The sequence below is a fragment of the Streptomyces sp. NPDC086989 genome (assembly GCF_044745505.1).
In the GTDB taxonomy this organism is placed as follows: domain Bacteria; phylum Actinomycetota; class Actinomycetes; order Streptomycetales; family Streptomycetaceae; genus Streptomyces.
On the sequence record NZ_JBIVAL010000001.1, the window covers coordinates 742,670 to 765,874 of the forward strand.

Annotated in this window: 23 protein-coding genes and 1 pseudogene; 9 read left to right on the plus strand and 15 right to left on the minus strand. The window is 70.8% G+C overall.

Annotated elements, in window-relative coordinates; translation table 11 throughout:
- The first annotated feature begins 26 nt into the window (after window positions 1-26).
- Together ACIPK4_RS03465 and ACIPK4_RS03470 are read left to right on the plus strand one after the other, a co-directional pair.
- Window positions 27-1,169 (plus strand): Gfo/Idh/MocA family oxidoreductase, encoded by a 1,143-nt coding sequence (locus tag ACIPK4_RS03465; protein WP_402308990.1) that lies wholly within the window; start codon window positions 27-29, stop codon window positions 1,167-1,169.
- An 81-nt stretch (window positions 1,170-1,250) separates the two neighbouring features.
- Window positions 1,251-2,579: a hypothetical protein gene (locus tag ACIPK4_RS03470; RefSeq protein ID WP_402308991.1), complete on the plus strand. Its 1,329-nt coding sequence runs from the start codon at window positions 1,251-1,253 to the stop codon at window positions 2,577-2,579.
- 122 nt (window positions 2,580-2,701) lie between these two features.
- Here the strand turns inward: ACIPK4_RS03470 and ACIPK4_RS03475 are convergent, their stop codons facing one another.
- From ACIPK4_RS03475 to ACIPK4_RS03490, 4 genes are all read right to left on the minus strand, one after another.
- On the minus strand, window positions 2,702-3,559 hold the full coding sequence (locus ACIPK4_RS03475) for a fumarylacetoacetate hydrolase family protein (RefSeq protein WP_054227690.1): 858 nt from the start codon (window positions 3,557-3,559) through the stop codon (window positions 2,702-2,704).
- A gap of 120 nt (window positions 3,560-3,679) precedes the next feature.
- Window positions 3,680-4,417 (minus strand): YidC/Oxa1 family membrane protein insertase, encoded by a 738-nt coding sequence (locus ACIPK4_RS03480; RefSeq protein ID WP_402308993.1) that lies wholly within the window; start codon window positions 4,415-4,417, stop codon window positions 3,680-3,682.
- 131 nt (window positions 4,418-4,548) lie between these two features.
- Window positions 4,549-4,869 (minus strand): DUF6412 domain-containing protein, encoded by a 321-nt coding sequence (locus tag ACIPK4_RS03485; protein ID WP_402308995.1) that lies wholly within the window; start codon window positions 4,867-4,869, stop codon window positions 4,549-4,551.
- A 52-nt stretch (window positions 4,870-4,921) separates the two neighbouring features.
- Entirely contained in the window at window positions 4,922-5,707 is a 786-nt protein-coding gene (locus ACIPK4_RS03490) for a class E sortase (RefSeq protein ID WP_402309078.1), read from the minus strand.
- A 68-nt stretch (window positions 5,708-5,775) separates the two neighbouring features.
- Here ACIPK4_RS03490 and ACIPK4_RS03495 point away from each other — a divergent pair, with 68 nt between their 5' ends.
- Genes ACIPK4_RS03495 through ACIPK4_RS03505 form a run of 3 tightly spaced genes read left to right on the plus strand, consistent with a single transcriptional unit; the run spans window position 5,776 to window position 8,139 of the window.
- Window positions 5,776-6,786 carry an SEC-C domain-containing protein gene (locus tag ACIPK4_RS03495; RefSeq protein ID WP_402308997.1) on the plus strand — a complete coding sequence of 337 codons (1,011 nt, stop codon included), beginning with the start codon at window positions 5,776-5,778 and terminating at the stop codon, window positions 6,784-6,786.
- Window positions 6,783-7,682, plus strand: a complete 900-nt coding sequence (locus tag ACIPK4_RS03500; protein WP_402308998.1) for a NaeI family type II restriction endonuclease — start codon at window positions 6,783-6,785, stop codon at window positions 7,680-7,682. Before ACIPK4_RS03495 ends, ACIPK4_RS03500 begins: the two co-directional genes overlap by 4 nt.
- A 1-nt stretch (window position 7,683) precedes the next feature.
- Window positions 7,684-8,139 carry a very short patch repair endonuclease gene (locus ACIPK4_RS03505; RefSeq protein ID WP_402309079.1) on the plus strand — a complete coding sequence of 152 codons (456 nt, stop codon included), beginning with the start codon at window positions 7,684-7,686 and terminating at the stop codon, window positions 8,137-8,139.
- On the opposite strand, the gene ACIPK4_RS03510 is transcribed toward ACIPK4_RS03505, so the two are convergent.
- From ACIPK4_RS03510 to ACIPK4_RS03525, 4 genes are all read right to left on the minus strand, one after another.
- Window positions 8,136-9,332, minus strand: coding sequence for a DNA cytosine methyltransferase (locus ACIPK4_RS03510; protein ID WP_402309000.1), 1,197 nt, complete (start codon window positions 9,330-9,332; stop codon window positions 8,136-8,138). The two genes, ACIPK4_RS03505 and ACIPK4_RS03510, sit on opposite strands and share 4 nt — an antisense overlap.
- Window positions 9,333-9,453: 121 nt before the next feature.
- Window positions 9,454-11,295 (minus strand): DEAD/DEAH box helicase, encoded by a 1,842-nt coding sequence (locus ACIPK4_RS03515; RefSeq protein ID WP_402309001.1) that lies wholly within the window; start codon window positions 11,293-11,295, stop codon window positions 9,454-9,456.
- Window positions 11,292-12,701, minus strand: a complete 1,410-nt coding sequence (locus ACIPK4_RS03520) for a transcriptional regulator (RefSeq protein ID WP_402309081.1) — start codon at window positions 12,699-12,701, stop codon at window positions 11,292-11,294. Before ACIPK4_RS03520 ends, ACIPK4_RS03515 begins: the two co-directional genes overlap by 4 nt.
- A 97-nt stretch (window positions 12,702-12,798) precedes the next feature.
- Complete coding sequence (locus tag ACIPK4_RS03525) at window positions 12,799-13,482, minus strand: hypothetical protein (RefSeq protein ID WP_402309003.1); 684 nt, start codon at window positions 13,480-13,482, stop codon at window positions 12,799-12,801.
- A gap of 288 nt (window positions 13,483-13,770) precedes the next feature.
- On the opposite strand from ACIPK4_RS03525, the gene ACIPK4_RS03530 reads away from it, so the two are divergent.
- Window positions 13,771-14,592, plus strand: a complete 822-nt coding sequence (locus ACIPK4_RS03530; RefSeq protein WP_402309005.1) for a hypothetical protein — start codon at window positions 13,771-13,773, stop codon at window positions 14,590-14,592.
- On the opposite strand, the gene ACIPK4_RS03535 is transcribed toward ACIPK4_RS03530, so the two are convergent.
- Together ACIPK4_RS03535 and ACIPK4_RS03540 are read right to left on the minus strand one after the other, a co-directional pair.
- Window positions 14,589-15,581 carry a hypothetical protein gene (locus ACIPK4_RS03535; protein WP_402309007.1) on the minus strand — a complete coding sequence of 331 codons (993 nt, stop codon included), beginning with the start codon at window positions 15,579-15,581 and terminating at the stop codon, window positions 14,589-14,591. The genes ACIPK4_RS03530 and ACIPK4_RS03535 overlap by 4 nt on opposite strands.
- A 217-nt stretch (window positions 15,582-15,798) precedes the next feature.
- Window positions 15,799-16,335 carry a GNAT family N-acetyltransferase gene (locus tag ACIPK4_RS03540; protein WP_402309008.1) on the minus strand — a complete coding sequence of 179 codons (537 nt, stop codon included), beginning with the start codon at window positions 16,333-16,335 and terminating at the stop codon, window positions 15,799-15,801.
- A gap of 153 nt (window positions 16,336-16,488) precedes the next feature.
- Between ACIPK4_RS03540 and ACIPK4_RS03545 the strand changes: the two genes are divergently transcribed.
- The 3 genes and pseudogenes from ACIPK4_RS03545 to ACIPK4_RS03555 all read left to right on the plus strand — a co-directional run.
- On the plus strand, window positions 16,489-16,665 hold the full coding sequence (locus ACIPK4_RS03545; RefSeq protein WP_159044621.1) for a hypothetical protein: 177 nt from the start codon (window positions 16,489-16,491) through the stop codon (window positions 16,663-16,665).
- 127 nt (window positions 16,666-16,792) lie between these two features.
- On the plus strand, window positions 16,793-17,092 hold the full coding sequence (locus tag ACIPK4_RS03550; RefSeq protein ID WP_376199012.1) for a hypothetical protein: 300 nt from the start codon (window positions 16,793-16,795) through the stop codon (window positions 17,090-17,092).
- A 97-nt stretch (window positions 17,093-17,189) separates the two neighbouring features.
- Window positions 17,190-17,378 (plus strand): annotated as a pseudogene (locus tag ACIPK4_RS03555) (transcriptional regulator); the annotation flags it as partial.
- 436 nt (window positions 17,379-17,814) lie between these two features.
- Here ACIPK4_RS03555 and ACIPK4_RS03560 read toward each other — a convergent pair.
- The 5 genes from ACIPK4_RS03560 to ACIPK4_RS03580 all read right to left on the minus strand — a co-directional run bounded on the left by ACIPK4_RS03560 (window position 17,815) and on the right by ACIPK4_RS03580 (window position 23,198).
- Entirely contained in the window at window positions 17,815-19,119 is a 1,305-nt protein-coding gene (locus tag ACIPK4_RS03560) for a DUF445 domain-containing protein (protein ID WP_402309011.1), read from the minus strand.
- Window positions 19,120-19,515: 396 nt separating this feature from the next.
- Entirely contained in the window at window positions 19,516-20,208 is a 693-nt protein-coding gene (locus tag ACIPK4_RS03565) for a DUF1707 domain-containing protein (RefSeq protein ID WP_402309012.1), read from the minus strand.
- 272 nt (window positions 20,209-20,480) lie between these two features.
- Window positions 20,481-21,446, minus strand: a complete 966-nt coding sequence (locus ACIPK4_RS03570; RefSeq protein WP_402309014.1) for an ATP-binding cassette domain-containing protein — start codon at window positions 21,444-21,446, stop codon at window positions 20,481-20,483.
- An 8-nt stretch (window positions 21,447-21,454) separates the two neighbouring features.
- On the minus strand, window positions 21,455-22,258 hold the full coding sequence (locus tag ACIPK4_RS03575; RefSeq protein WP_402309083.1) for an ABC transporter permease: 804 nt from the start codon (window positions 22,256-22,258) through the stop codon (window positions 21,455-21,457).
- A 112-nt stretch (window positions 22,259-22,370) separates the two neighbouring features.
- Window positions 22,371-23,198 carry an ABC transporter permease gene (locus ACIPK4_RS03580; protein ID WP_402309015.1) on the minus strand — a complete coding sequence of 276 codons (828 nt, stop codon included), beginning with the start codon at window positions 23,196-23,198 and terminating at the stop codon, window positions 22,371-22,373.
- Window positions 23,199-23,205 lie beyond the last annotated feature (7 nt).

The following is a 23,205-nucleotide window of genomic DNA, read 5'->3' on the forward strand; positions in this document are numbered from 1 at the left end:
AGCAACAGTGTTGTCAAAGTGGGTCCATGAACGCCTCCACCTCCACCTCCGCCTCCGCCTCTACGTCCACCTCCCCCACGCGCTCCCACGGCCCCTTCCGTGTCGGCCTCATCGGCTACGGACTCGCCGGCTCCGTCTTCCACGCGCCGCTCGTCTCGGCCACCGACGGCCTCGTCCTCGACACGGTCGTCACCTCCGACCCGAGCCGGCAGGCCCAGGCGCGCGAGGCGTACCCGGACGCCCGGATCGTGAGCACCGCGGAGGAACTCTGGGACCTCGCTCCCGCCCTCGACCTCGTCGTCATCGCCTCCCCCAACAAGACCCACGTCCCCCTCGCCACGGCCGCACTGAACGCCGGCATCCCGGTCGTCGTCGACAAGCCGCTCGCCGCCACCGCCGCCGAGGCCCGCGAACTCGCCGCGCTCGCCGACAGGACCGGCACGTTCCTGTCCGTGTTCCAGAACCGCCGCTGGGACAACGACTTCCTCACCCTGCGCCGCCTCATCGCGGACGGCGAACTCGGCGAGATCCAGCGCTTCGAGTCCCGGTTCGAGCGGTGGCGTCCGCAGCTCAAGGGCGGCTGGCGCGAGTCCGGGGCCCCGGAGGAGATCGGCGGCCTGCTGTACGACCTCGGCAGCCATGTCGTCGACCAGGCGCTGGTGCTGTTCGGCCCGGCCGTGCGCGTGTACGCGGAGACCGACGTACGGCGCCCCGGCGCCGAGGCGGACGACGACACCTTCATCGCCGTCACGCACGCGAACGGCGTCCGCTCCCACTTCTACGTCAGCGCGACCACCGCGCAGCTGGGTCCGCGTTTCCGGGTCCTGGGCTCCCGGGCGGGCTACGTGAAGTACGGGCTCGACCCACAGGAGGCCGCCCTGCGCGACGGGCAGCGGCCGGGCGGCGAGGGCCCGTGGGGCGAGGAGCCCGAGCACCTGTGGGGCCGGGTGGGTTCGGGCGAATCCCCGCTGACCGGCGGCGGGGCCCCGGTCCCGACCGTCCCGGGCGACTACCCCGCGTACTACGCGGCGGTGGCGGCGGCCCTGCGCGAGGGCGGCCCGGCGCCGGTCACCGCACACGAGGCGGCGCGGTGCCTGGAGGTACTGGAGGCGGCGCGGACGTCGTCCCGGGACGGGGTGACCGTGAAGCTGAGCCCCACCTTGTCCTGAATATGGACAGTTTGAGGTTCGCGGGCGATCTATCCTGCACAGGTTGTAGATCATCACGCGTGTGAAGAATGGAATTCGTCTGTGAAGCTGCCCCGGATCGCATCGGTCGTCGCCACCGCCGCGATAGCCCCGGCCGTCCTGCTCTCCTCGCCCGCCTTCGCCGCCGACGCCCCGTCGGGGGGCACGCCTGCCGGGCCGAGCGTGCCGGACCGGCCCACGGGCGGGGCTGGGGGCGGGCAGGCGGGTGAGCACGGCGGCGAACAGGCGAGTGAGCCGGCCGACGAGCAGGCGAGCGGGGCGAAGTCCGGAGCGGAGGACGGGGAGGGGCACAAGCCGGCCGCGAACCCCGCGAACCCCACGAACCCGCAGACGGAGGGCCTGCAGACGGAAAGCCCGCAGACGGAGAGCCCGCAGGCGGCGAAGGACCGGGCCGCCGTCGAGGCGATCCTGGCGGACCCGGCGAGCGGGCCGGGCGTACGCGAGGCGGCCGAGAAGGCGCTCAAGGGCTCGGCGGCGGACCTGCGGACGTTCCTCGAGGTGGAGTGGGCCCGGCAGCAGCTGGAGGACGACCGGGTGCGGGTCGCCCAGATGATCGAGGCGGGCGGCCGAGCCGTACGGCAGGCCGGCAAGGAGGCCCTGAGGGCGAACACCCGGGCCGCACTGACCGAGTTCCTCCAGCACGGGCAGCACAAGGCCCGCTTGGAGGACGACAGGGTCGAGATGCTGCGGATGCTCGACGGGGCGGGCCGGGGGATCACCGAGGCGGTCAACCGGCTGCTCGACAGCGGAACGCCCGAGGAGGTCCGCGCGTTCGTCGCGACCGGTCAGCACAAGATCCGGGCGGTGGACGACCGGGTGGCGCTGTTCGCGATGCTGAACGGCGCCGGCCCCGGCCTGAAGGAGGGCATCGTCAACCTGCTGAAGGGCACCCCGAGCCCTGCGGAGCTGCGCACGTTCATGACGACCACGCAGCACGAGCTGCGCGACGAGGACAACATGGTCCTGATCTGGGCCATGCTGAACGGCGCCGGCCCGGAGCTGAAGAAGGCCGCGATCCACGCGATCAACGGCACGCCCGCGGACCGTGCCGAGTTCCTGAAGACGGGGCAGAACACGGCCCGCGACAAGGACAAGGCCGCCACCGGACAGACCGGCACCGGCACCGGCACCGGCACGGGAACGGGAACCGGCACGTCGACGACCGGCATGACCACCACGGTCACGACCGCCACCGGAACGTCCGCCACCGGCAACACGCACGTGGGGGTGGCGGGTGGTTCGGGCGCGCTCGCGAGCACGGGCGCCGGGACCGCAACCGCCCTGATCGCGGGCGGCAGCGCCGCCGCGCTGGGCGCCGGCGCGGGTCTGGCCTACGCCGGCCGGCGCCGCCGCGCAGCCTCGCGGGGCTGAGCGACGGGCGCAGGGGGACGGGCGCAGGGTGACGGGGCGCAGGGTGACGGGCGCAGGGTGACGGGGCGGGCCGCGCTCGGCGGGCCGCCGCCGCCCCGTACCTGGTGGCCCTGCGCCGGGAACTACGCGCTCTTGAACTCCTGGCGCTGGCGGCCGAGGCCCTCGATCTCCAGCTCCACGACGTCACCGGCGCGCAGGTACGGCTTCGGCTCCGGCTGGCCCATGGCCACGCCGGCCGGGGTGCCGGTGACGATGACGTCGCCCGGGTACAGGGTCATGAACCGGCTCAGGTACCGGACGACCTCGCCGACCGGGAAGATCTGGTCCGCGGTGTTGCCGTCCTGCCTGAGCTCGCCGTTGACCCACAGCTTCACGTCCAGGGCCTGCGGGTCCGCGACCTCGTCGGCGGTGACCAGCCACGGGCCCAGCGGGGTGAACGTCTCGCAGTTCTTGCCCTTGTCCCAGGTGCCGCCGCGCTCGATCTGGAACTCGCGCTCCGATACGTCGTTGACGAGCGTGTACCCGCCCACGTGGGCCAGGCCCTCCGCGGCGGAGGACAGGTACCGGGCGGTGCTGCCGATCACGACGCCGAGCTCGGCCTCCCAGTCGGTCTTCACGCTGCCGCGCGGGATCAGCACGGTGTCGTCCGGGCCGACCACGGTGTCCGCGGCCTTGAGGAACAAGATGGGCTCGGCAGGCGGCTCCGCGCCGATCTCGGCCGCGTGCCCGAAGTAGTTCAGCCCGATGCCCACGATCTTGCCGATCCGGCCGATCGGCGACCCGATCCGCAGGCCCTCGCCGTCCAGGACCGGGAGCTCGCCGGAGGCCGCCGCGTCCCGCACCCGGGACAGCACGGAGTCGTCGGCGAGCAGGGCGCCGTCCACATCCGTGATCAGGCCGGACAGGTCGCGCAGGGTCCCGTCCTGGTCGAGCAGCGCGGGGCGCTCGGCCCCGACCGGTCCGACACGCAGCAGCTTCATGGGCATTCTCCCGTGGTCGTGGGTGGTCGGCCGGGGACGAGCCCGGGCCTGCCGATGGGTTGCGGCCATCGGAGAATTGGTTGATCCTCCAAGATGGCCACCCAATCCGCAAGACCCTGTTCACAGACTGGAACGCTCGCGCCCATCGCCCGCCCCTGCGGCCGCCCCTTCGCCCGTTCCTTCGCCCGCCCCTTCGACCGCCCCTGCGGCCGCCTCCTTGCGGTGCTGGAGCCAGGCCCGTTCCGCCACGGACCAGGCGGTGGTGGTCACCAGGTACAGCCCGGCGGCCAGCGGCACCACGGCCGCCGTGATCAGCGTCCCGAACGACAGCAGCGGCAGTACGCCGCCGATCTTGCGCGCGGCCTCCTGCTGCTCGGCGGTCAGTCCGGCGGGGGCCCCGCCGGGCCTGCCCTTGGCGCGGGGCGCGGGTACGGGAGCCGTGGCGGCGACGGCTGCCGCGGCGGCCGCGCGCCGCCCCCGTACGGCACTGCACGCGGCGACCGCGGCGACGGCCGCGAACAGCCCCAGGAAGACGAGCCCCTGCTGCCCGAGGAGGCCGCCCGCTCCGAGGGCGTCACTCCAGCGGGCCCCGAGCGGCGTGGTGAGCAGCCGGTGGTCCAGCAGCTCGCCGGACGAGGAGAAGGCCCGGTACATGAGGAAGAACACCGGCAGCTGGAGCAGCACGGGCAGGATGCCGGCCAGCGGGGTCGCACCGCGGAACGCGGCCCGATTCAGCGGATGCAGGGCGAGCCGTACGAGCACGGTGAACAGCACGATCGCGGCAGCGGTCGCGGACTCGGCCAGCACGGGCTCCAGGAGCCGGCTCAGCTCGGCAACAAGACGGGTGAAAACGGACACGGGGGCCCTCCGGGGGGACTCGTCGAACGTCGAAAGAACTGCATTTCGGCGCGACGACCCACGAGGGGCGCAGCAACTCGCGACAAGAGCTCGCGGCGGCGAGCTCGCGACAACAGAAGGAAGGGGCGCCCCTACGCGGCCGTCGGTACGAGACGACCGGGCGCCCTGGGCCGCGACCGGCCCGAGGCATCGGGATCACGCTGCGGCAGGAACGCCGTGCGCTGCTCGCGATCACGGATCGCGGTGCGTATGCGGTGCGGCGGCACGGGCCGTACGAGCCGGGCGGCCAGGACGGCGGCGCCCACGGCGACGGTGGCGGCCAGGACGACCACGACGGCACCCAGCCCGCTCCCCGGCTCCCCGGAGGACATCCCGAGGAAGGTGAGGAGCCCGAGGATCCCGGCGAACAGCAGCAGGGGCATCAGCAGCCGCCCACGATCGTGCCGAGTCATGCGACGCCCCTCCTTCCCGAGATCGATTGCCTGCCGAAGACAAGAACGCAGGTTAGCGCTTGAGGGTTCCCCAGACCACGAGCCGATATCTGGAGGTGTACTCGGGCGTGCAGGTGGTGAGCGTGATGTACGCGCCGGGCTCGCCGTACCCGTACTCGGGCCGGACCGTGCTGCGCGGCACGGGCGCGATCACGCCGGTGTCCCGCTCGCTGGTCTCCGCCAGTACCTTCCCCACCTCGTACGTGTAGCGCTGCCCCCGTACCTCGACGGTCAGCTCGTCCCCGGCCCGCAGCCGGTTGATGTACCGGAACGGCTCGCCGTGGGTGTTGCGGTGCCCGGCGAGCGCGAAGTTCCCCTCCGCCCCGGGCTGCGCGGTCCCGGGGTAGTGCCCGACGTACCCCCTGTCGAGCACGGCCCGCTTGTCGACGCCCTGCGCGATGGGCACGACGACCCCGATCCGGGGGATCCGCAACACGCCGTACGCCGACCCCTGCGCCGGGGGCGTGGAGCGCTCGGCCGAGGAGGAGGGAGAAGCGGACGAGGAGGAGGAAACCGATCGCGAGGAGGAAGGAGAGGACGAGGGAGGGGAAGAGGAAGAAGGGATGAGGAGGTCAGGGGCGGGGGAGGACCCGGCCGACCCGGCCCAGTCCCTCTCCAGCTCGCGGACCTGCTCGTGCGCGGCGGCCAGGGCCTGCCGGTTGGTCCACCACACCTGGTGCACCACCAGCAGCAACACCACCACACCGACCGTGACGGTCAGCTCGGCGGCGCCCCACAGCACCCCGGCGAGACCGGGCCGGCGCCGCCGCCGGCCACCCCCCTGCACCACCACACGCATGTGATCCCGCACGGGCCGCACCTTAAGACCTCCCCCGTCAACAGACCAGCCGCAGTACGGTGTGAACCATGCGCCCTGACACGCCTGCCGAGCACATCGCCGAAGCCGAGCGCCTCATCCGCACGGCGACCCGTTACCCCGAGGACCAGGAGCCCTTGCTCCTCCAGGCCGCGGCCCACCTCGAACTGGGCGACGCCCGGGAACGCGCCAGCGCGCTGTACGACCAACTGCTCGCGGCCTCGCCCGCCGATCCGCACCTGATCAAGGCGCTCCAGGCGGCGAACCTGTGGGAGTACGGCCACGAGCCCGAGGCCCGCGCCCTCATCCAGGGCATCCGCGCGGCGGCGCCGGCGGACCCGGCACCCTGGGAGGTCATCGCGGAAGCCCTCGAAACGCACGACGAGTTGACCGCGTCGGAGGAGTGCTTCACCCAGGCGGCCACGCTCCTGATCACGGAGGACACCCCCCTCACCCCGGCCACCACGGCCCTGCTCACCGGCCGCCACCGGGTCCGCCGCCTCCTCGGACTCCCGCACGACGACTGGGACATGGTCGCCGACACCCGCCACATCGGCCCGATCCCGCTGGACGAGCTCCACGACCCCAAGCGCATCTGGGCCCTCGGCTCCGACGACCCGGCCGAGTTGCGCGCCGAGATCGCCCGCCTGCGCGCGGAGCTGGGCGACCGCCGCGCCGCCCTGTCCCGCCCGTTCCCGGTGGCCATCCTCCACTGGCCCGCCCGCGAACTGGCCGAACTCCTCACGTCGTACCCCACCCTGGCGGCGGAATACCCCACGCACGAGGCGCACCTCACGCACATCGAGGCGTCCCTGCGCGCCCTGGCGGCGTCGGGCACGACGAACCTCGGCATCGTGACGGCGAGCGTCCCGTCGTACGAGGCCTTCGCGGCGTCCGAGAAGACCTCCCCGGCCTCCCCGTCCCTCCTGCCGGAATACGCCACGACCCTGGCCGCCCGCGGCAAGGCCACCCCCTGGCCCCCCGCCCCCAACTCCCCCTGCTGGTGCACATCGGAAAAACCGTACGCGGAGTGCCACGGGGCCGAGACTTACGGCCGATGAGCAGAGGGCGACTGGTTCTGCAGGCGCCAGGCGAGGTCTGCGTCAATACCCTTGCCGGGCCGCACGTCCTGCTGAGCCCGGAGCAGGACACTGAAATGCTGGCCGTGCGGGACTGGCTACGCCCCCTTGACGTGGCCGGGCTCTATACGGGCGCTATAGCCAACGCGATCGACTACGTGCTCGACGGCCCGCGGACAGGCAGATACGACCTCATGGGCCCAGATGTCCACCCAGGCGAGAAAGCCTCGGTCGGAGCCAAACTGGAATACGAAGTATTGCGGTCCTTCGGCCTGCCGAAACAGCCGCCGCTCGACACCTTGATCGCCGGAGTGCCGGTCGACATCAAAGCAACCGTGGGATCGAACTGGTCGATCCCGGCCGAGGCCCACTGCCGGATCTGCGTCTGCACGCAGATACAGCTGGGAAAGAGCAGGCACCGCTCCTGGCTGGTTCGGGCGCACCGTTCCTGGCTATACCGGGGAGCCGGCAACCGCGACGGCAAGCGTGGCCTGGCTGTGCACGCCCGCGATCACTGGAGTGTCCCGCTCTACGACTGGACTCCCCTGCCGGTGAATCCCCTGACTCTCCTCACGCCGGAACAGGCCGGACAGGTTCTGGCCGGGCAACCGGGGCAGGAGCGGCGGTTCACGATGATGTTCCAGTTCCTGGCGGGGCACGTCATCCCACGCAGCGTGATCTCAACGGTGGGAGCCGGAAAACACGACCCCCTGAGGCGTGCCAGGAACATACGCGCCAGCCTGCAAAGTGGCGGTCTTACCCTGCTGTGTGGCAAGTTCCCTCAGCAGCGGGACCTGGCGGCGGCTCACAAGATCACGCTGGGGCCGGAGGACTGGATCGCCTTGCGGATGGACGGAGAACACAGCGGTGCCGGATGAGATGGACTGGCAGCCGCCCGAAGGATCCTGGGCATCCTCGGCAGCCCGTCGGCGCAACATGCAGGCCATCCGCAGTCGCGACACGAAGCCCGAGAAGGTGATCCGTCGGCTCGTCCATGCGAAGGGGCTGCGCTATCGGGTCGCCGCCCGCCCGCTCCCTGATCTCCGCCGTACGGCGGACCTGGTCTTCCGGCCGACTAAGGTAGCTGTCTTTATCGACGGCTGCTACTGGCATGGCTGCCCTGAGCACTACGTGTCGCCGCGGACCAACCCCGGCTATTGGTCGGAGAAGGTCGCCCGGAACATCGCCCGTGACCGCGATACGGACCAGAAGCTGACGGAGGCCGGCTGGCTCGTGCTCCGTTTCTGGGAACACGAAGAGTCGGGCCACTGCGCGGCGGAGATTACCGAAGCGGTCCGGGAGCGCCAGAGCCGCTCCCGGACCGTGGACGGCTAGGCGTCGGCCTGGCCGGAAAGGTGGGCGGAACGAAGGACCCGGGCGATGCTTTCGCCTACCGCGCGGGCCACCGGAGGGGGAAATGCGTTGCCGACCTGGCGGTACTGCGCTGTCTTGCCCGGCAGCGGCTTCTCCGTCTTCTCGTCTCCGGCAAAGTCCCACTCCTCGGGGAACCCCTGGATGATCGCAGCTTGTGTGACGGTAAGCATCGGGCCCTCCTCACGGAGGAGGTCCCGGTCCCAGCTCTTCTTGTCCTCGACCTCATCAGGCGAGTTGGCGACTCCCAGGGCATTGACTCCGAGCAGCTTCCACGCGGCCTTCGCCCGGCTCGGACCGAGGTCAGCACCGCCGTGCTTCTTGGATCCGCCGACGAGCGTCGGGGCGATCCCGTCTCGCTTTCCCTCCCAGCGCTCCAGGGCTTTCTCTGCCTGAGCTCCCAGCACCCCGCCCTTCTCCACGAAGGGCTTGAACCGCGCTCTCATCGACTCGCCCAGAGCAGCCTTTACCGTGACCGCCCCCGGCCTCGCCTCGGGCCACTCGAAATCTGTGTCCCCCAGCACGTCGGTCCGGATGGCTACGAGGATGGCCCGCGGGCGCAGCTGCGGCACTCCGAAGTCGCTGGCTTCAAGGACCTCCCAGCCACAGACCCGGTAGTCGCCCTTGTACTCGACTTTCTCACCAGTCTGCGGGTCCTTGGCCACGCCGCCTTCCAGCCGCGCCATCACCCAGTCGCGGTAGTCCTGGAACTTGTCGTCCTTAATTCCCCGGACGTTCTCGATCATGACTGCCTTGGGCTTGAGCTCGTCCACCAGCGCAAGCATGCGAGGGAACAGGTCGCGCTCATCGTCCTTGCCCAGCTGCTTCCCCGCATGCGAGAAAGGAGGGCACGGAACTCCCCCTGCGAGCAGGTCAAGATCGCGCGCCTTGAGTGAGCCGCCGAGGTACCCGACCGGCTTTTCCAGCTCACTGAGCGGCTTAAAGTCATTGACATCCTTGTGAATGATGTCGCAGTATTCGCGCTCGAATTCCCAGCCGTCTCGATGGGCGATGTTGCGCCGCAGTGTCGCCGCGGCGTACTGGTCGATCTCGACGAGCGCTAGGTGGCTGAAGCCAGCCTGGTGGAGGCCGATGGCCTGTCCCCCGGCTCCGGCGCAAATCTCAATCGAGGTCAGCGTGCGATCGCTGGCACCCATCGAGTCCTCCTGGTGTGGCAGATGCAGACAGGCAAGTGTCGCATCTGCCACTGACAGAGCGCCCCCTCATGCACCAGGAGACGCGACACCCGCCGCCCGCCACATGCAGCCCCCGCTGATCTCACCTGAACGACGCTGCCCCCATGTGCTCCAACAGCGCGCGCACATCGGCTTCGTCCATCCCGACAGTCACCGGGCCTTCCTCCTGGAGATCGCCCAGCTGCCGGACTGATGGATCATCGAGGATCGCACCCATGAACTCGAGCTTCTCCGCAAGCCTGAGCGCAACCACTTCGTCGATCGTGCCGGAGGAGGCGAGCACGGTCACCCGTGTCTGCGTATCCGGAGCCAGTCCCAGGCGGTGGATGCGGTCCAGGCTCTGGAGGAACCGGCCCGCCATGAAATCCCGGTCGATGTAGACCGCGTCATGGCACTCACGGTGAAGGCTGATCCCTTCGCCCAGGGTGGCCGGGTTGGAGATGAGAACGAAGCAGTCCGGATCTTCGCGGAACCTGCGGATCTCCTCAGCCCTGTCCGCCGTACCTCCGTGGACCACGGCGGGCCGGAAGTCCCCGAGAACCCGCTCCAGGCTGGTGATATTGCGAACAAAAGTCGACCACACCAGTGTCTTCCGCCCGGCGTCCGCATTTTTCGACACGATGTCGCGTACTTCGAGGTATTTCGGCGGCACCTCATGCTGGTGCAGGTTCTGGAGCAGCTTGAAGAGGGACTCTCCCTCAGGAATCTCCAGGGGCGGCACCTGGAAATTGAGGGGTTCATACTTGCTGGTCCCCTCGACCAGCAGGGCGGGACTCGTGGCAGCCATGAGCAGCCTGAGCATCGCCTTCCCCAGGCCGTCGAAATCCTCGCGGGACAGTTCTGCCCGGGCAGTGAAGCGCCCCACGAGGGCGTCGTAGATCTCTCTGTGCAGACCGTCCAAGGGCACGGAACGGATGACCGGCTGGAAGGGCGGCAGCCCCAGTTCCTTCTTCGTGGTCCGCGTGAAGAGGGGCCGCAGCACGGAGCTGGCATGCGCCAGGTCCCCGCCCGCGACAGCCTGGGTCACCACCCGGCGGCCGTGGCCGGGCCAGACGAACGACAACAAGTTCTCCAGGTCCCGCGCGCCGTTCGGGGCCGGCGTGCCCGTGAGGATGAGACGCCGACGGCTCAGGGGGCCCAGAGCCATACACGCACTTCCGTAAGTGCCGTCCGCTCCGAGCTTCATCCGGTGCGCTTCGTCCAGGATCACCATGGAGGGCGCTGCCCGCAGCCAGCCTGCCAGCCCGGTGAGGGAGCGATCGAGCCGCTCGTAATTGACCACCATGATCTCAGCGTGCGGATCAGGGACCTTTCCCATCACCTTCGTCACCGGTGCCTCGTCGAAGCATTCGCCGCTTTCGGTGATCCACGACTCGTAGGCGGACTTCGGACTGACGACCAGCAGTCTCCGGGCGTCGCCCTTCTCTCTGGCCGCCGCATACACGGCGAGTCCGACCCGGGTCTTACCCGCCCCCGGGACACTGAAGTTTGCCCCATGGCGCATGGAGAGCAGCCGGGCGATGTCCCGGCGCTGGAAGCTGGTCAGATCCGCCCGCCATCCAGCACCGAGACGGCCGGGGAGAGAGCCGGCCTCCACCCCGTCGACGGGCTGGGGGCTATGGTCCAGGCAGTCGGCTGCCTGATCCGCGTCGTCGAGCACATCGTTGACGAGGGTGAGGAGTTCTTCCTCCCACTCCACCGATTCAGGGTGCGGCCAGTCCGACAGCACGTGGAGGCCTGAAAGGAAGTCGTCGAGGGGCACTTCCATCGTCAGAGGACCGCGCTGACCCCCTGCTGGGAACCCCGCGGCCAGATGCGTCAGATCAGCGCCGAACGGCTCGCCGGCGCGGAGGACCGCCCTGGTCCGCGTGACGTCAAACCCGATCCTCAGAGACGGGTCATTCAGATCCCTCTTCTCGGTCACTCCTGCTCCTGCCGCACCGCGGCGAGCAGCCACGCGACACCCTCGCCGTGTTCCTCGATCCGCGCGGCCTCACGGGCAAGCTTGAGCAGACTGCCCTTGAGGGAGAGGAGGGCTTCATCCAGCGTCTCCTCGTCCAGGTTGCGGGATGCACGGGCGAGCGTCATGTCCGTCACGCACTGATCGATGCTCTGAACGGCGTCGTGGAGCCGGTCGGGAGCAGCCTGCTTCCGCTTCCGGACCCTGGCGTCCTTGCCCGCCGGCACCAGCGCCTCCTCTACGGCTTCGCGCGCCTGCTTCCACAAAGCGGCAGCCTGGTCGGACGTCTCCTGAGTCACCGCCTCCGGCGCACGTTCGACCGCCTTGGCTCGCAGCAGCAGGTTCGTGAACTCCTTGGCCTCTGCCACCTGGGGGCTGTCGCCCCGCACAGCACGGTTCAGCCCCGGGATAACCCGGGCCTCCTGTGTCTGGGCAGGAACCTTCTGGAGGTCATCGGAAAGGTGGCGCTGGAGATACCGGGACCTGAAGTCGATGTCCGCAAGACGGACATCCGTCTTGGAGAAATCGAGCACGATCAGAGCCAGCTTGTTTTCCTTCAGCAGGTCAGCCTGCGCCGGGTTCTGCCGCGAGGCCTTGGCGAAGGCGCGGTGGAGCTCTCTCAGCTTTTCCTGCTGGTCCTCGAAATCCATCAGCTTGAGCTCGGCCGGACCGTTCTTGGAACGGTTCACGAGGTCCTTGAGCGTGGCCAGAACCCACCGGTCCTGCTCCGCTGTCTCCGTCCGGATCCGGAACTCCTTAGCGATCTCCGCAATCGGCCGGCCCGCGGTGACTTGCTCCTCGATAGTGAGCAGCCGGTTGATGTACGAGTACGGCCGGCGCGTGTCATGACGGAGCTGAAGAGACAACTCAACTGCGTTGATATCGGCCCAAGTGCAGGATTCCGGGAGGACCCCGACCCGAACGCTCGATACGCCAAGCTCGCGCAGCGCCGCCACACGAGTATTGCCGTTGACAAGAATGCCGTCGCGTGTGATGAGCCCAGGCTCGTTCTGGCGGTACTCCTTGAGGCTGCTCATGAGCTCGTCGAAGTCGACATCACGCTTGGCGGGGTTCGACGGGAGGGCCTTGAGCAGGTAGTCCAGGTAATCCTGGCCTGCAGCGCCCCAGGGGTTGGCAGTCAGCAGCCGGTCGCGGTCGGGATCGAACGTGCGCTGTGCCCGGATCCGGTGTGTGGAAGGATTGAAGTAGACCTGGTCGATGGGCATATCAATGACCTGCACCACCAGGGGCTTCGTCCGCCACTCGACGGTCAGCGTCTCCTGCAGCCTGCCCTCGGCGCTGACTTCCTTGAGCCGCTTCTCCACCAGTTCCTGGTTCTCTGCGGCTCGGGGCGGCCGGCCAAAGTCCATGCTCACGGGGTGTTCTCCTTCTGACTGCAGGTCCATGGGATGGGTGGGACGAAAGCGGGGGCCGGGTCCAGACCCGGCCCCAGTGTCGTTCGTATGGTCAGACTGCCGGCAGCAGGAGGGCCTCACGCACCGCATTCCGGGCATCGGCCGGCAGCGTCCGGATCTCCGCCCACAGCCGCTCCACCTCGGCGAACTCCCGGGCGTCTGCCAGCATCCAGTCCGCCAGAGTCTTGCGGTCCATGCCGCCGAGCCGGCCCAGGCGGGCCAGAACGTCGGGAAGGTCAGCCGTCAGGCCCCTGCCGCCGACACGGCAACGGTTACATTCAGCCACGTGCTCCACGACGGTAGTTCCGTCCGGCTGGAGCACGGGGCGCCGTGCGATGTCGAGCTGGGCCGACACGTATGTACCGGGGAACGTCTCTCCCGACGTGATGCCGCACGAGCGGCAGTGGTGCCCGTCACGCGCCAGAACCTCACGGCGCTGGGTGTCCGTGATAGATGAGGCCGGCCGCGTCCCCTTCCCGGGTTCCCAGACCGGCTCACCCTGCGCGACGAAGCGCTGCTCATGCTGCCCGAGCGTCAGGTCTTCGCGGTTGGTGTCGATCCGCCACCCGAAGTCCCGCAGATCGCGCACCCTGCGGTCCGCCTGACTCACCCCGGGGAAAGCCTTCTTCACGTCTTCCTTCGTGAAGACATTCCCTTCCCCCACCACAGCGACGAGCCACAGCCCGGCACGCTTCATGGTGCCAAGCTTCTGGTCAGTCCAAGACGGAAGTCCCATTGACTCTCTCCTTGCTCCGGTCAGTCGCGAAGTGCCCACTGAGCGCCCGAGGATCCCCCCCCTGGCACTCTCGGCGGGCTCCGCAACTCTTACGCAGCAGACGACACCAAAGCCACCCCTCAGCCGGTTTCGAGGTCAGATGAAAACATCGGGCTGTTCACCTGACGGCCTTTTACGGCAAGACTTCGCAGAACCAGTGATGAGCGGGAGATGGGAGCTGTGGTGCCACGGAAGACAAGGAATTGGAAACCACTGCCCTCGCAGCTATCGGAAGAGCACCGCGCGTTCGTGATCATGCTGCGCAGGGTCCGTGACTGCAGCGCGCGGACGCAGGCCAGCATCGCCAAGGATGGACACATCGTGGCAACGACCCTCTCCAACCACCTCAACGGAGGCCGAATCCCGGAAGAGCCGCAGATCAGGGCCTTCTTTGGAACGGTCCAGCAGGAGGTGGCACTGGTGGGCAACGAAGCCGTGAAGCTGCCTTGTTCGCTCGATGAACTGCTGGATCTGCGGCGGCTAGCCCGCAAGCAGCACTGCGACTGCGTCCCGCACACAGGCGGCGACAAGCCCGCACCCCCCGACGTGGCTGACGAGTCGCCGGCTTTGCCTGTTCCAAGTCCCGGATCCGAAGAGGACCACCTTTTACCTGCCGCTGGTCGACGCCGGGCTGGTCCGCGGCCTCTTCCCCCTTCTTCACCATCACGACGCCTGCACCCCCGCTCCAGAGCTCTCTCGCGCGCCTCCGTGTTGGCGGCGTTGGCACGGAGGAAGGTGCCGGTCCCCCCCGAGGAGGGGGACCGGCAGCACAGGGACTTGCCTCCAGCCCAGTGGAGCGAGCTGGAGACCCTGACCGGATTCATCTTGAGCGGCAGAAAACGAGATGCCGGTCTGCTCTTGTGGCGTGCCGGGATGACGCTTTCGGCGCCCGAACTCATCGGCGCCGTCAGCTCCTGCCGGAGCGCGGGGCTGCACGAGGCCGCGGAATCCGTGCTCTCCGGTGTCACCGAACGCACGGACCGGCAGGCCGTACTGAATATCACCGCCGCGTTCCTGCATGCCGGCAGGCTCGAGGATGCCGGCTTCCTGCTGGCAGCCGCCGCCCACTAGGCGAACGGCAGCGGAAGGGACAGCTGTTGGTGGCCGCGGGCGCGGGCTGTGGGTGGGGTGGGGCGGGTTGTCGTGAGGGTGAGGAGGGTGCGCAGGGCCGCGATGACCTCCGTGGGGGTGTCGCGGATCATCGACGGGGTCGCGCTGACCACCAGGATCCCGTGGGACTCCAGGCGCAGGCGGCGCCGGAGGGTGGCGTGCCAGGCGTCGCGGGTGTAGTGGTACTCCGCCGAGTCGATCTCCAGGGCCACGCCCTCGTCCGGCCAGTACGCGTCCGGGCTGGCCAGGAAGGTGCCGTCCGCAGTGTGCAGGCGGGCGTTCCACAGCGGGGTCGGCAGGTCCGTCGCCGTGAGGGTGTCCCGGGCCAGGGCCTCGGCGATCGAGCGGACCCCGGCAATGAGCTCCGACGCGGCGGCGCGGACCTCCGGGCGGGTGAGGAGGCGGGCCGTCCGGAGCTCGGCGTGCAGGTCCTGCGGGTGGCACCAGCCCGCTTGGACCACGTGCGCCAGCGTCGAGCGGATCCGTACCGGATCTGCGGCCCGGGAGGCGAAGTCGGCCGCCGCGCGCACCGGGCGGGTGCTCGGGATCCCGGAGACCGTGATGGTGCGCGGCCAGCGGGCCGTGGCCAGCGGGCGGACCTCCGGGGTGCCGGTCAGCCGGCGCGGGGCGCGGACCAGGACGTCGGCCGGGGTGTGCGGGACGTCGCGGATGCCGAGGAGGGCCAAGGCGGCGCCGCCGGTGAGGACGGCGGTTTCGCCGGACAGTGGGTCCGCTGCGGGCTCGGCGGCGTACAGGACGGCGGCGAGGGCGCGTTGACGGTGGTCGGGGGGTCCGGTCTGCAGGAGGTAGACCCGGGGCAGTAACCGCTGCCAGGGCCCGCCCGGGCGGGTGCGGGAGGTGATGGTGCCGTCCGGGATGCCGGACGCGGTGAGCTGGTGGCGGGTGGCCAGGTTGAGTTGCCTGCGCAGCAGCGGCTTCGGTGTGATCATGCCGCGGGTATGCCCGGCAGGATCGGCGGGGACTCCTCAGGGTCGTCCCGTGATCCCCGGTGATCAGCGCGCGGCGTCGGATGCGGGGCACCGCACGGCGGAGGGGCGTCCGCGTCCTGGGCGTTTCCGGGCGTAGCCGCACGCATCCGGGCGTTCCGGCAACGCGGCGAGGTGCCGTAGCCGGTGTCGCGCGCCCGCCGGGTTTACGGGACGGCCCTCAGCGGCCGGGGTGGTCCGGGGACAGGAAGACGATCACCCCCGTCTGCGTGCCCGGCAGGGCGGCGACCTCGTGCCAGCCCAGACGCCGGTACGTGGCCACGGTGTCGGTGGCCAGCCGGGAGGTCAGCAGCCAGGCCCGCCGGTCCGGGGCGTCGGCGGTGATCTCGGTGAGCAGGGCCCGGCCGGTGCCGTGGCCGCGCGCGTAGGGGCGCACGGCGAGTTCGTCTATCTCCAGCGCGCCCGCGAGGAGTTCCCGCACCCGCTCCGGACCGAGCTGCGCCGCGACCTGGGCGTATCCGCGGCGCGTGGGGAACGCCGCCGGGGTGATCCAGCCGGTGGCGAAGCCGTCGACACCGGCCGCGGACTGGGCGAGAGCCGTACGGAAGCCTTGGCGTCGGCTGTCGGCCTGGAGGCGGACCGCGAATTGGCGAATGGTTTCTTCGTCCTCGTTCCACGGTGGCGCGGAGAAGACGTCGGCGTAGGCGTCGACCAGTTCGTCCGCGAGGTCGAGGACGGCCCGTCCGTAGCAGATCACGATGTCCGAGCTCCTCTTTTTCCCGTTTGGGCTGGGAGAGTCAATTTATGCCCGTCCGGTTGCCTGGGCACGTATCGCACGGATCCGGCGAGTGTGCGACAAATCCCCTCCGGCCTTCCGTGTCGGGCGACGGCGGAGCGCGTTGAGCAGCGCGTGGACAGACTGCTTCGAGCGGCCGGCCGGTGCGTGCTCGCCTTCCTCTTGGTCCTGGGCGTGGTGGCGCTGCTGCCGCGGGCCGTGCAGGACGCCGTGCCGGACGGTGTCATCGGTGGGGCGGTGCTCGTCCTGGGGGCGCTGGGTGCACGCCGGGTGGTCAAGGGCCCGCGTTAGCCTCGTGGTGACACACGGGAGGCCGATCAGTCGGGTCACTCCGACCGGTCCGATCGGTCCGATCAGTCCGATCAGTCCGATCAGATGACTTGAGGGCGCCCTCGGGCGAGTTGAGGAGATGGGCAGCATGGTGCGCGTACCGAGTTCCGCAGTGGCGGCCGCCGGACTGGTCGGCGGTTACGCCGTCGCCCGGTGGACGAAGAAGCGCCCGCTGGGCGGTGTCGTGCTCGGCGCCGCGGGGCTGGCCGCCGGGCGGGAGTGGCACCGCAGCGGCGGCGCCCCCGCCGCGGCCGGGCTCGGCGCGCTATACCTCGCAGGCTTCGCGGGCGCGCACCCGCTGGCCAAGAAGGTCGGAGCGTGGCCGGCCGTCCTCGGTGCCGCCACGGTGGTCGCGGCCGCCTCCTGGGCCGTCGCGGACCGCGGCTAGGCCGCTGCCAGACCGTCTCCCTCTGCCTCTGCCCGGTCCGTGAGCCGGGCGGCCCTCGCCGGATCGGCCGGGGGCGGCGGCCCGGGACGGGGCGGCCGCCCGGGCGGGGACGGCCGCGCTCGCCGAGGCGCCCGCGGTCCGGGCGGGCGGGCCGGCGGGCCGGACTTCCGGCCGGGGCGGGATCATCACCGTCGAGGCCGACCGGCCGCGCCGCATCCCCGAGGTCGTGGCCCTCGCCTACGGGCTCCGCAAAGCCTCCGCGGCCGGGGCCGTGCTCCGACCGGGGCGGGATCCTGCCGAGCCCGGTCCGCGGGACGGGCCAGGCCCCGTGTTCCGGATCGGGCCGGGCCAGCCCGCGGCGTCCGGTGCGGTGCGTCGCAAGGCCGAGGAGGGAGCCACTGCGGCGGGGGCACCTCCCGGCGGTAGCCAGGGGGAGCGCCGCGGGCCCGGCTGAGCGGGGGCACCTCCCGGCGGTAGCCAAGGGGAGCGCCGCGGCCGGGGCTGAGCGGGAAGACGGGCGCTAGGGAGTGTCGTCAAAGTAGCGTCGGCCGCCCGAAGGGCGGGGCCGGCGGGGCCTGGTGCGTGCGATCGCAAGGCGGAGGAGGGAATCGACGCGGTGGGGGCACCTCCCAGCGGTAGCTGGGGGACGTCGGTGACCGACGACAACGCGGCGAGCGTGCGTACCAGGCCCCGCCGGCCAGACGGGACTTTGACGACACGACCTAGGCGCCGAAGGCCTGGGACACGGTGTAGATCAGCAGGCCCGCCAACGCGCCGACCACCGTGCCGTTGATGCGGATGAACTGGAGGTCCCGGCCGATGTGGGCCTCGACCTTCCGCGACGTGTGCTCGGCGTCCCACCCCGCCACCGTGTCCGTGATCAGCGAGGTGATCTCCGCCCGGTAGGTGGTCACCACGTACACCACCGCGCCCTCGATCCAGCCCTCCACCTTGTCCTGGAGCCGCCCGTCCGTCGCCAGCCGCGCCCCGAGCGACAGCAGCGACGACCGGACCCGCAGCCGCAGCTCGCTCTGCTCGTCCTCCGCCGCCGAGATGATCATCGACCGGATCGCGGTCCAGGCGGAGGTGATCGCCTCCTGCACCTCCCCGCGCTGGAGTATCTCGGACTTCAGCCGCTCCACCCGGGCCCGGGTGTCCGTGTCCGACTGCAGGTCGGCCGCGAAGTCCGTCAGGAACCGGTCCACCGCCCCGCGCGCCGGATGCTCCGGCATGTCCCGCATCTCCGTCAGGAAGCGGAGCAGTTCCTTGTACACGCGCTCGCCGACCTTGCGGTCCACGAACCGCGGGGTCCAGCCCGGGGCGCCGCCCTGGACCGCGCCCATCACCGAGTCCGCGTGCAGCACCAGCCAGTCGTGGGCCTTGAGGCAGACGAGGTCGACGACGCGGCGGTGCCCGCCGTCCGCGACGACCCGTTCCAGGGTCTTGCCGATCCCGGGCGCGATCTCGGCGGTCTCGGCCCGCCGGGTGATGGCCTCCCCCACGACGGCCTGCACATCGGAATCGCGCAGTACGGTCAGCGCTCCGCGCAGCGCCGTCGCCAGCTCGGCGGTGACCCGGTCGGCGTGTGCGGGCTCGGCCAGCCAGGCGCCGAGGCGGGCGCCGATGCCGAGGGCGTGGAGGCGGGTGCGGACCACGTCCGGGGAGAGGAAGTTCTCCCCGACGAACTCCCCGAGGGAGACGCCGAGCTGGTCCTTCTTGTTCGGGATGATCGCGGTGTGCGGGATGGGCAGGCCGAGGGGGTGCCGGAACAGTGCGGTGACGGCGAACCAGTCGGCGAGCGCACCGACCATGCCGGCCTCGGCGGCGGCCCGGACGTAGCCGGCCCAGGCGCCGGCCCCGGTGTGCTCGGCCCAGGTGGTCAGTACGTAGACCAGTGCGACCAGGACCAGCAAACCGGTGGCGGTGGTCTTCATGCGGCGGACGCCGCGACGGCGCTCCTCGTCGGCCTCGCTGAACACGAAGCCGCCAGGGCCGGCCCTGCCGGCCCCCGTGATGCGGTTGTCCACGTGCTCCTCCCTTCCCCGGGCGCCTGTTTTGTCTGCATAGCATCCGACTCCCCGGAGCGCCGAGGAGTTCCCGGCGCGCCGATTATCCGTACGGGCACACGTGGCGGCCCGCGCGCCGGCGGGCCGCCACGCCACCGGCCTGACGGCCCGCTCGGCCCGCACGGCCGCCCGCGGGCCCACCCGGACGCAGCCAGGTCAGTCCCCCTGGCTGACGCCCGGGCCCGGCAGCAAGGGGCACGGCTCCCCACTGCCCGGGGGCCACGGCTCGGCCCCCGCCGGGGGCACGGCTCCCCACCGCCCCCGGCCAGGGCTCAGCCCCGCCAGGGGTACGGCTCCGGCCCGCCCGGCGGCGTGGCTCCGGGCTGCGTCGGGGGGCGGGCGCGGGGGAGCCGCTGCCTACAGCTCCTTGCGGAGGTTGGCGCGGGAGCCCTTGAGGGGTTTCGGGGATTTGGGGGGCTTGGGGGGTTTCACCTTGACCTCCACGCCGCCCCAGAAGGCCAGGCCCGTCACGACCACCCTCGGGGCGCCCGGGTCGGCCGGGCCCGGGGTGTCGCGCTGGTCGAAGGCGCCCATGAAGCCGAAGCCCCGGACGTCGACCTCCACGCCCGGCGGGACGGTGATCTCGATGCCGCCCATGATCGCGACGCAGTTGATGACCACCTCCCGCTCAGCGAAGTTCGCCTCGCGCAGGTCCAGCTCGCCGCTGCCCCAGAACGCCACCGCGTCCAGGCGGGCGGGCACCGTCCAGTTGCCCTTGCGCTGGAACGTGGACATCACCGCCACCGCCGCCGAACCGGCCGCCTGCACCCCGGAGCCGCCGATCCGCGACGGCCACGAACCGTCCGCCGGCGCCGGGGCGGCCGCCGCGACGGGCATCGGCGCCCCGCCGGGCGCCGGCAGGTCCCGGGTCAGTGGCTCCAGCTCCGCGTACGTCTTGGACGTGTACGCGACCTCCAGCCGCTCCTCGAACTCGTCCATGTCGATCCGGCCCTCGGCGACGGCGTCCCGCAGACGCTCCACCACCCGTTCGCGGTCGGCGTCCGACGCCCTCAGCTCCGGCAACGGCTTCTCCGGCCGCTCGTCAGTCATGAGAAGCAGCCTATGCAGCCACGCAAGGGAGTTGTATGGCCCGACCCCTGCCCGAACCCCGGCCCCACCCCTGATTTATCCCTGGCCCGGGCCTCGGCCCGAGCCCCGACCGCGTGCCCCACCCCCGACCCCGAGCCCCGACCCGAGCCCTGACCATCCAGACCCCCACCCCGGACCCCGACCCTGACCCTCACCCCACCCCGGACCCCGCCCCACCGGTCGCCCCCGGTCGCCCCCCCCCGGTCGCCCCCCGGTCGCCCTCGCACGCCCCCTCAGTCCCGCCCCGCGTACATCCTCGCGATCACGTCCTCGATGTCCGGCTCCCGCACCGAGAGGTCCAGGAGCGGGTACCGCGCCGCCACCTCCGCCACCAGGGGCGCCGCCGAGGTTCCCGCCGGGAAGGCGAGCCACTGGCGCGGGCCGTCCACCTTCACCACCCGCGCCCCGGGCACGCTGATCTCCGGAAGCTCCCGTTCCAGGTCCACCACCAGCGTCCGCTCGCTCTTCCCCATCGAGTGCAGGCCGGCCAGCGCCCCGTCGTACACCAGCCGTCCGTGGTCGATCACCATCACCCGCTCGCACAACTGCTCGATGTCCTGGAGGTCGTGGGTGGTCAGGAGCACCGTCGTGCCGAGTTCCTCGTTCAACTGCCGCAGGAACCCCCGTACCTTCGCCTTGCTCACCAGATCGAGCCCGATCGTCGGCTCGTCCAGGTACAGCACGTCCGGATCGTGCAGCAGCGCCGCCGCGATGTCCCCGCGCATCCGCTGGCCCAGCGACAGCTGCCGTACCGGCACGTCCAGCAGCTCGGCCAGGTCCAGGCGGTCCACGCAGCGCTCCAGGTTCTCCTTGAACCTGGCCTCCGGGATCCGGTACATCCGCCGCATCAGCCCGTACGAGTCCTTCAGCGGCAGGTCCCACCACAGCGTGGTCCGCTGCCCGAACACCACCCCGATCCGGTGCGCGAGCCGCATCCGCTCCTTCGCCGGATCGATGCCCGCGACCTGCAGCCGGCCGCCGCTGGGGGTGAGGATGCCGGTCAGCATCTTGATGGTGGTCGACTTCCCGGCGCCGTTGGGCCCGATGTAGCCGACCACCTCCCCCCGCGCCACCTCGAAACTGATCCCGTCCACGGCCCTGACCTGCCGTTTCTCCCGGCGCATCAGGCCGACCCGGCGCCGTACGCCGAAGACCTTCTCGACTCCGTCCACCTCGATCAGCACGTCGTTGCCCGCCACCGCTCAGCTCAGCTCCCTGTACTCCGGTACGAACGAAGACCCGCGCGCCACGCCAGTGACGCGGGTACGAACACCACCACCGCCACCAGCGGGCTCAGGAACGCCACCCACTCCGGCAGCCCCAGCGGATACGGCCGCCCCAGCAGGTACAGGGCCGGCAGCCAGTTCACGAAGGCCAGCGGAACGACGAACGTGACCCCGCGCAGCAGGTCCGCCGCGAACACCGTCGGCGGGTACTGGAGCATCGTGTTCCCGCCGTACGTGAACGAGTTCTGCACCTCCGCCGCATCCCCTGCGACGAACTGGAACGCCGCGCCGGCCACCATCACCGCCCCGAAGATCGCCGCCCCGGCCACGATCATCACGGGCACCAGCAGCACCTTCCCGGCCGTCCAGTCCACGTCCAGCGCCGCGAGCGACCACACCAGTACCGCCAGACCCTGCCCGGTCCGCCCCACCCGGCGCAGTGCGAAGCGGTCCGCGGCGACCTGTGCGAGCACGGGGACCGGGCGCACCAGCATGGTGTCCAGCGATCCGTCGCGGATGCGGACGCCGACCCGGTGCGTATTGCCGAGGACCAGGTCGGCGATCCCCAGGGAGACCGAGGAGGACCCGTACAGCAGGGCGATCTCGGGCAGCGTGAAGCCGCCCAGCGCGTCCACGTGCGAGAACATGATCCAAATCGCGACGAAGTCGAGGAGCTGGATCGCCGCGTTCCCGAAGGCGGACAGGAAGAACGACGTCCGGTACGCCATCGTCGACCGGACCCACATCGCGACGATCAGGCCGTAGCCGCGCAGCCCTTCCACCATACGACTGCGCTTCGGCACGTCGAGCGGGGCATCGAGCGGGGCATCGAGCGGGGCGAGCGGCAGACGACCCCCGCGCCCGGTCGTCGCCGCCTCCGGCACCACCTCGGCCGCATCAGCCACCTTGGACCACCACCTTCCGCGTGGCAGCCGACTGCAACAGCCGCCCCGTGCCCATCAGTACGAGCACCCACACCGCCTGGAAGCCCAGCGCACCCACCGCGGTCCCGGCACCGGCGTGTTCGCCCATCAGCACGTCCAGCGGCACCTGGACCATCGCCGACCACGGCAGCAGACGGACGAACTCCCCGAAACCGCCCGGGAACACCGTCAGCGGCAGCAGCATCCCGGAGAAGAAGATCGTGACCACGGTGGCCATCAGGTTGATGCCCGTCCCGTCCATCAGCCAGAACGCGGCCAGCCCCAGCAGGTACCGCACCGCGAAGCTGACGAGCAGCCCGAGGGTCACCGACACCAGGAACAGCAGCCAGCGCAGCGCGTCGGCGGGCAGCGCCAGTTGGAACGCCAGCGCCCCCGCCAGCAGCGGCACCACTCCGCGCCCGAGCAGCTGGAAGCCCGCCCTCCCCAGATCGGCCGCGAGCCACCACAGCTGGAGGTCCGCCGGCCGGTACAGGTCGACGGCGATGTCACCGGTGCGAATGCGCTCCTGCATCTCCTCCTGGAAGCCGCCGCCGATCAGCGCGCCCGCGGCGAGCAGCGACTGGCTCACCCAGACGAAGGTCAGGGCCTGCGCCTGGTCGTAGCCGCCCAGTCCGGGCCGCTCGTCCCACAACGCGACGTACGTGTAGGCGAGGATGAAGCCGAAGACGGTGTTGGTGAACACCCCTGCCGCCGTCGCCGTCCCGTAGGTGGCGTAGCGCCGGAACCCGCCGGCCGCGACGGCCGGATAGAGCCACGCTCTGCGAGCCGTTCCCTGGCGCACCGTATCC

What these genes read in the sequence shown, in the direction of transcription:
- ACIPK4_RS03565 (WP_402309012.1), bottom strand. Translation starts at nt 20,208, where the DNA reads ATGACTGACGAGCGGCCGGAGAAGCCGTTGCCGGAGCTGAGGGCGTCG.
- ACIPK4_RS03510 (WP_402309000.1), bottom strand. Translation starts at nt 9,332, where the DNA reads ATGGGTGCCAGCGATCGCACGCTGACCTCGATTGAGATTTGCGCCGGA.
- ACIPK4_RS03475 (WP_054227690.1), bottom strand. Translation starts at nt 3,559, where the DNA reads ATGAAGCTGCTGCGTGTCGGACCGGTCGGGGCCGAGCGCCCCGCGCTG.
- ACIPK4_RS03550 (WP_376199012.1), top strand. Translation starts at nt 16,793, where the DNA reads ATGGTGCGCGTACCGAGTTCCGCAGTGGCGGCCGCCGGACTGGTCGGC.
- ACIPK4_RS03505 (WP_402309079.1), top strand. Translation starts at nt 7,684, where the DNA reads ATGGACTGGCAGCCGCCCGAAGGATCCTGGGCATCCTCGGCAGCCCGT.
- ACIPK4_RS03485 (WP_402308995.1), bottom strand. Translation starts at nt 4,869, where the DNA reads ATGACTCGGCACGATCGTGGGCGGCTGCTGATGCCCCTGCTGCTGTTC.
- ACIPK4_RS03490 (WP_402309078.1), bottom strand. Translation starts at nt 5,707, where the DNA reads ATGCGTGTGGTGGTGCAGGGGGGTGGCCGGCGGCGGCGCCGGCCCGGT.
- ACIPK4_RS03520 (WP_402309081.1), bottom strand. Translation starts at nt 12,701, where the DNA reads ATGGACTTTGGCCGGCCGCCCCGAGCCGCAGAGAACCAGGAACTGGTG.
- ACIPK4_RS03525 (WP_402309003.1), bottom strand. Translation starts at nt 13,482, where the DNA reads ATGGGACTTCCGTCTTGGACTGACCAGAAGCTTGGCACCATGAAGCGT.
- ACIPK4_RS03500 (WP_402308998.1), top strand. Translation starts at nt 6,783, where the DNA reads ATGAGCAGAGGGCGACTGGTTCTGCAGGCGCCAGGCGAGGTCTGCGTC.
- ACIPK4_RS03495 (WP_402308997.1), top strand. Translation starts at nt 5,776, where the DNA reads ATGCGCCCTGACACGCCTGCCGAGCACATCGCCGAAGCCGAGCGCCTC.
- ACIPK4_RS03575 (WP_402309083.1), bottom strand. Translation starts at nt 22,258, where the DNA reads ATGGTGGAAGGGCTGCGCGGCTACGGCCTGATCGTCGCGATGTGGGTC.
- ACIPK4_RS03465 (WP_402308990.1), top strand. Translation starts at nt 27, where the DNA reads ATGAACGCCTCCACCTCCACCTCCGCCTCCGCCTCTACGTCCACCTCC.
- ACIPK4_RS03535 (WP_402309007.1), bottom strand. Translation starts at nt 15,581, where the DNA reads ATGATCACACCGAAGCCGCTGCTGCGCAGGCAACTCAACCTGGCCACC.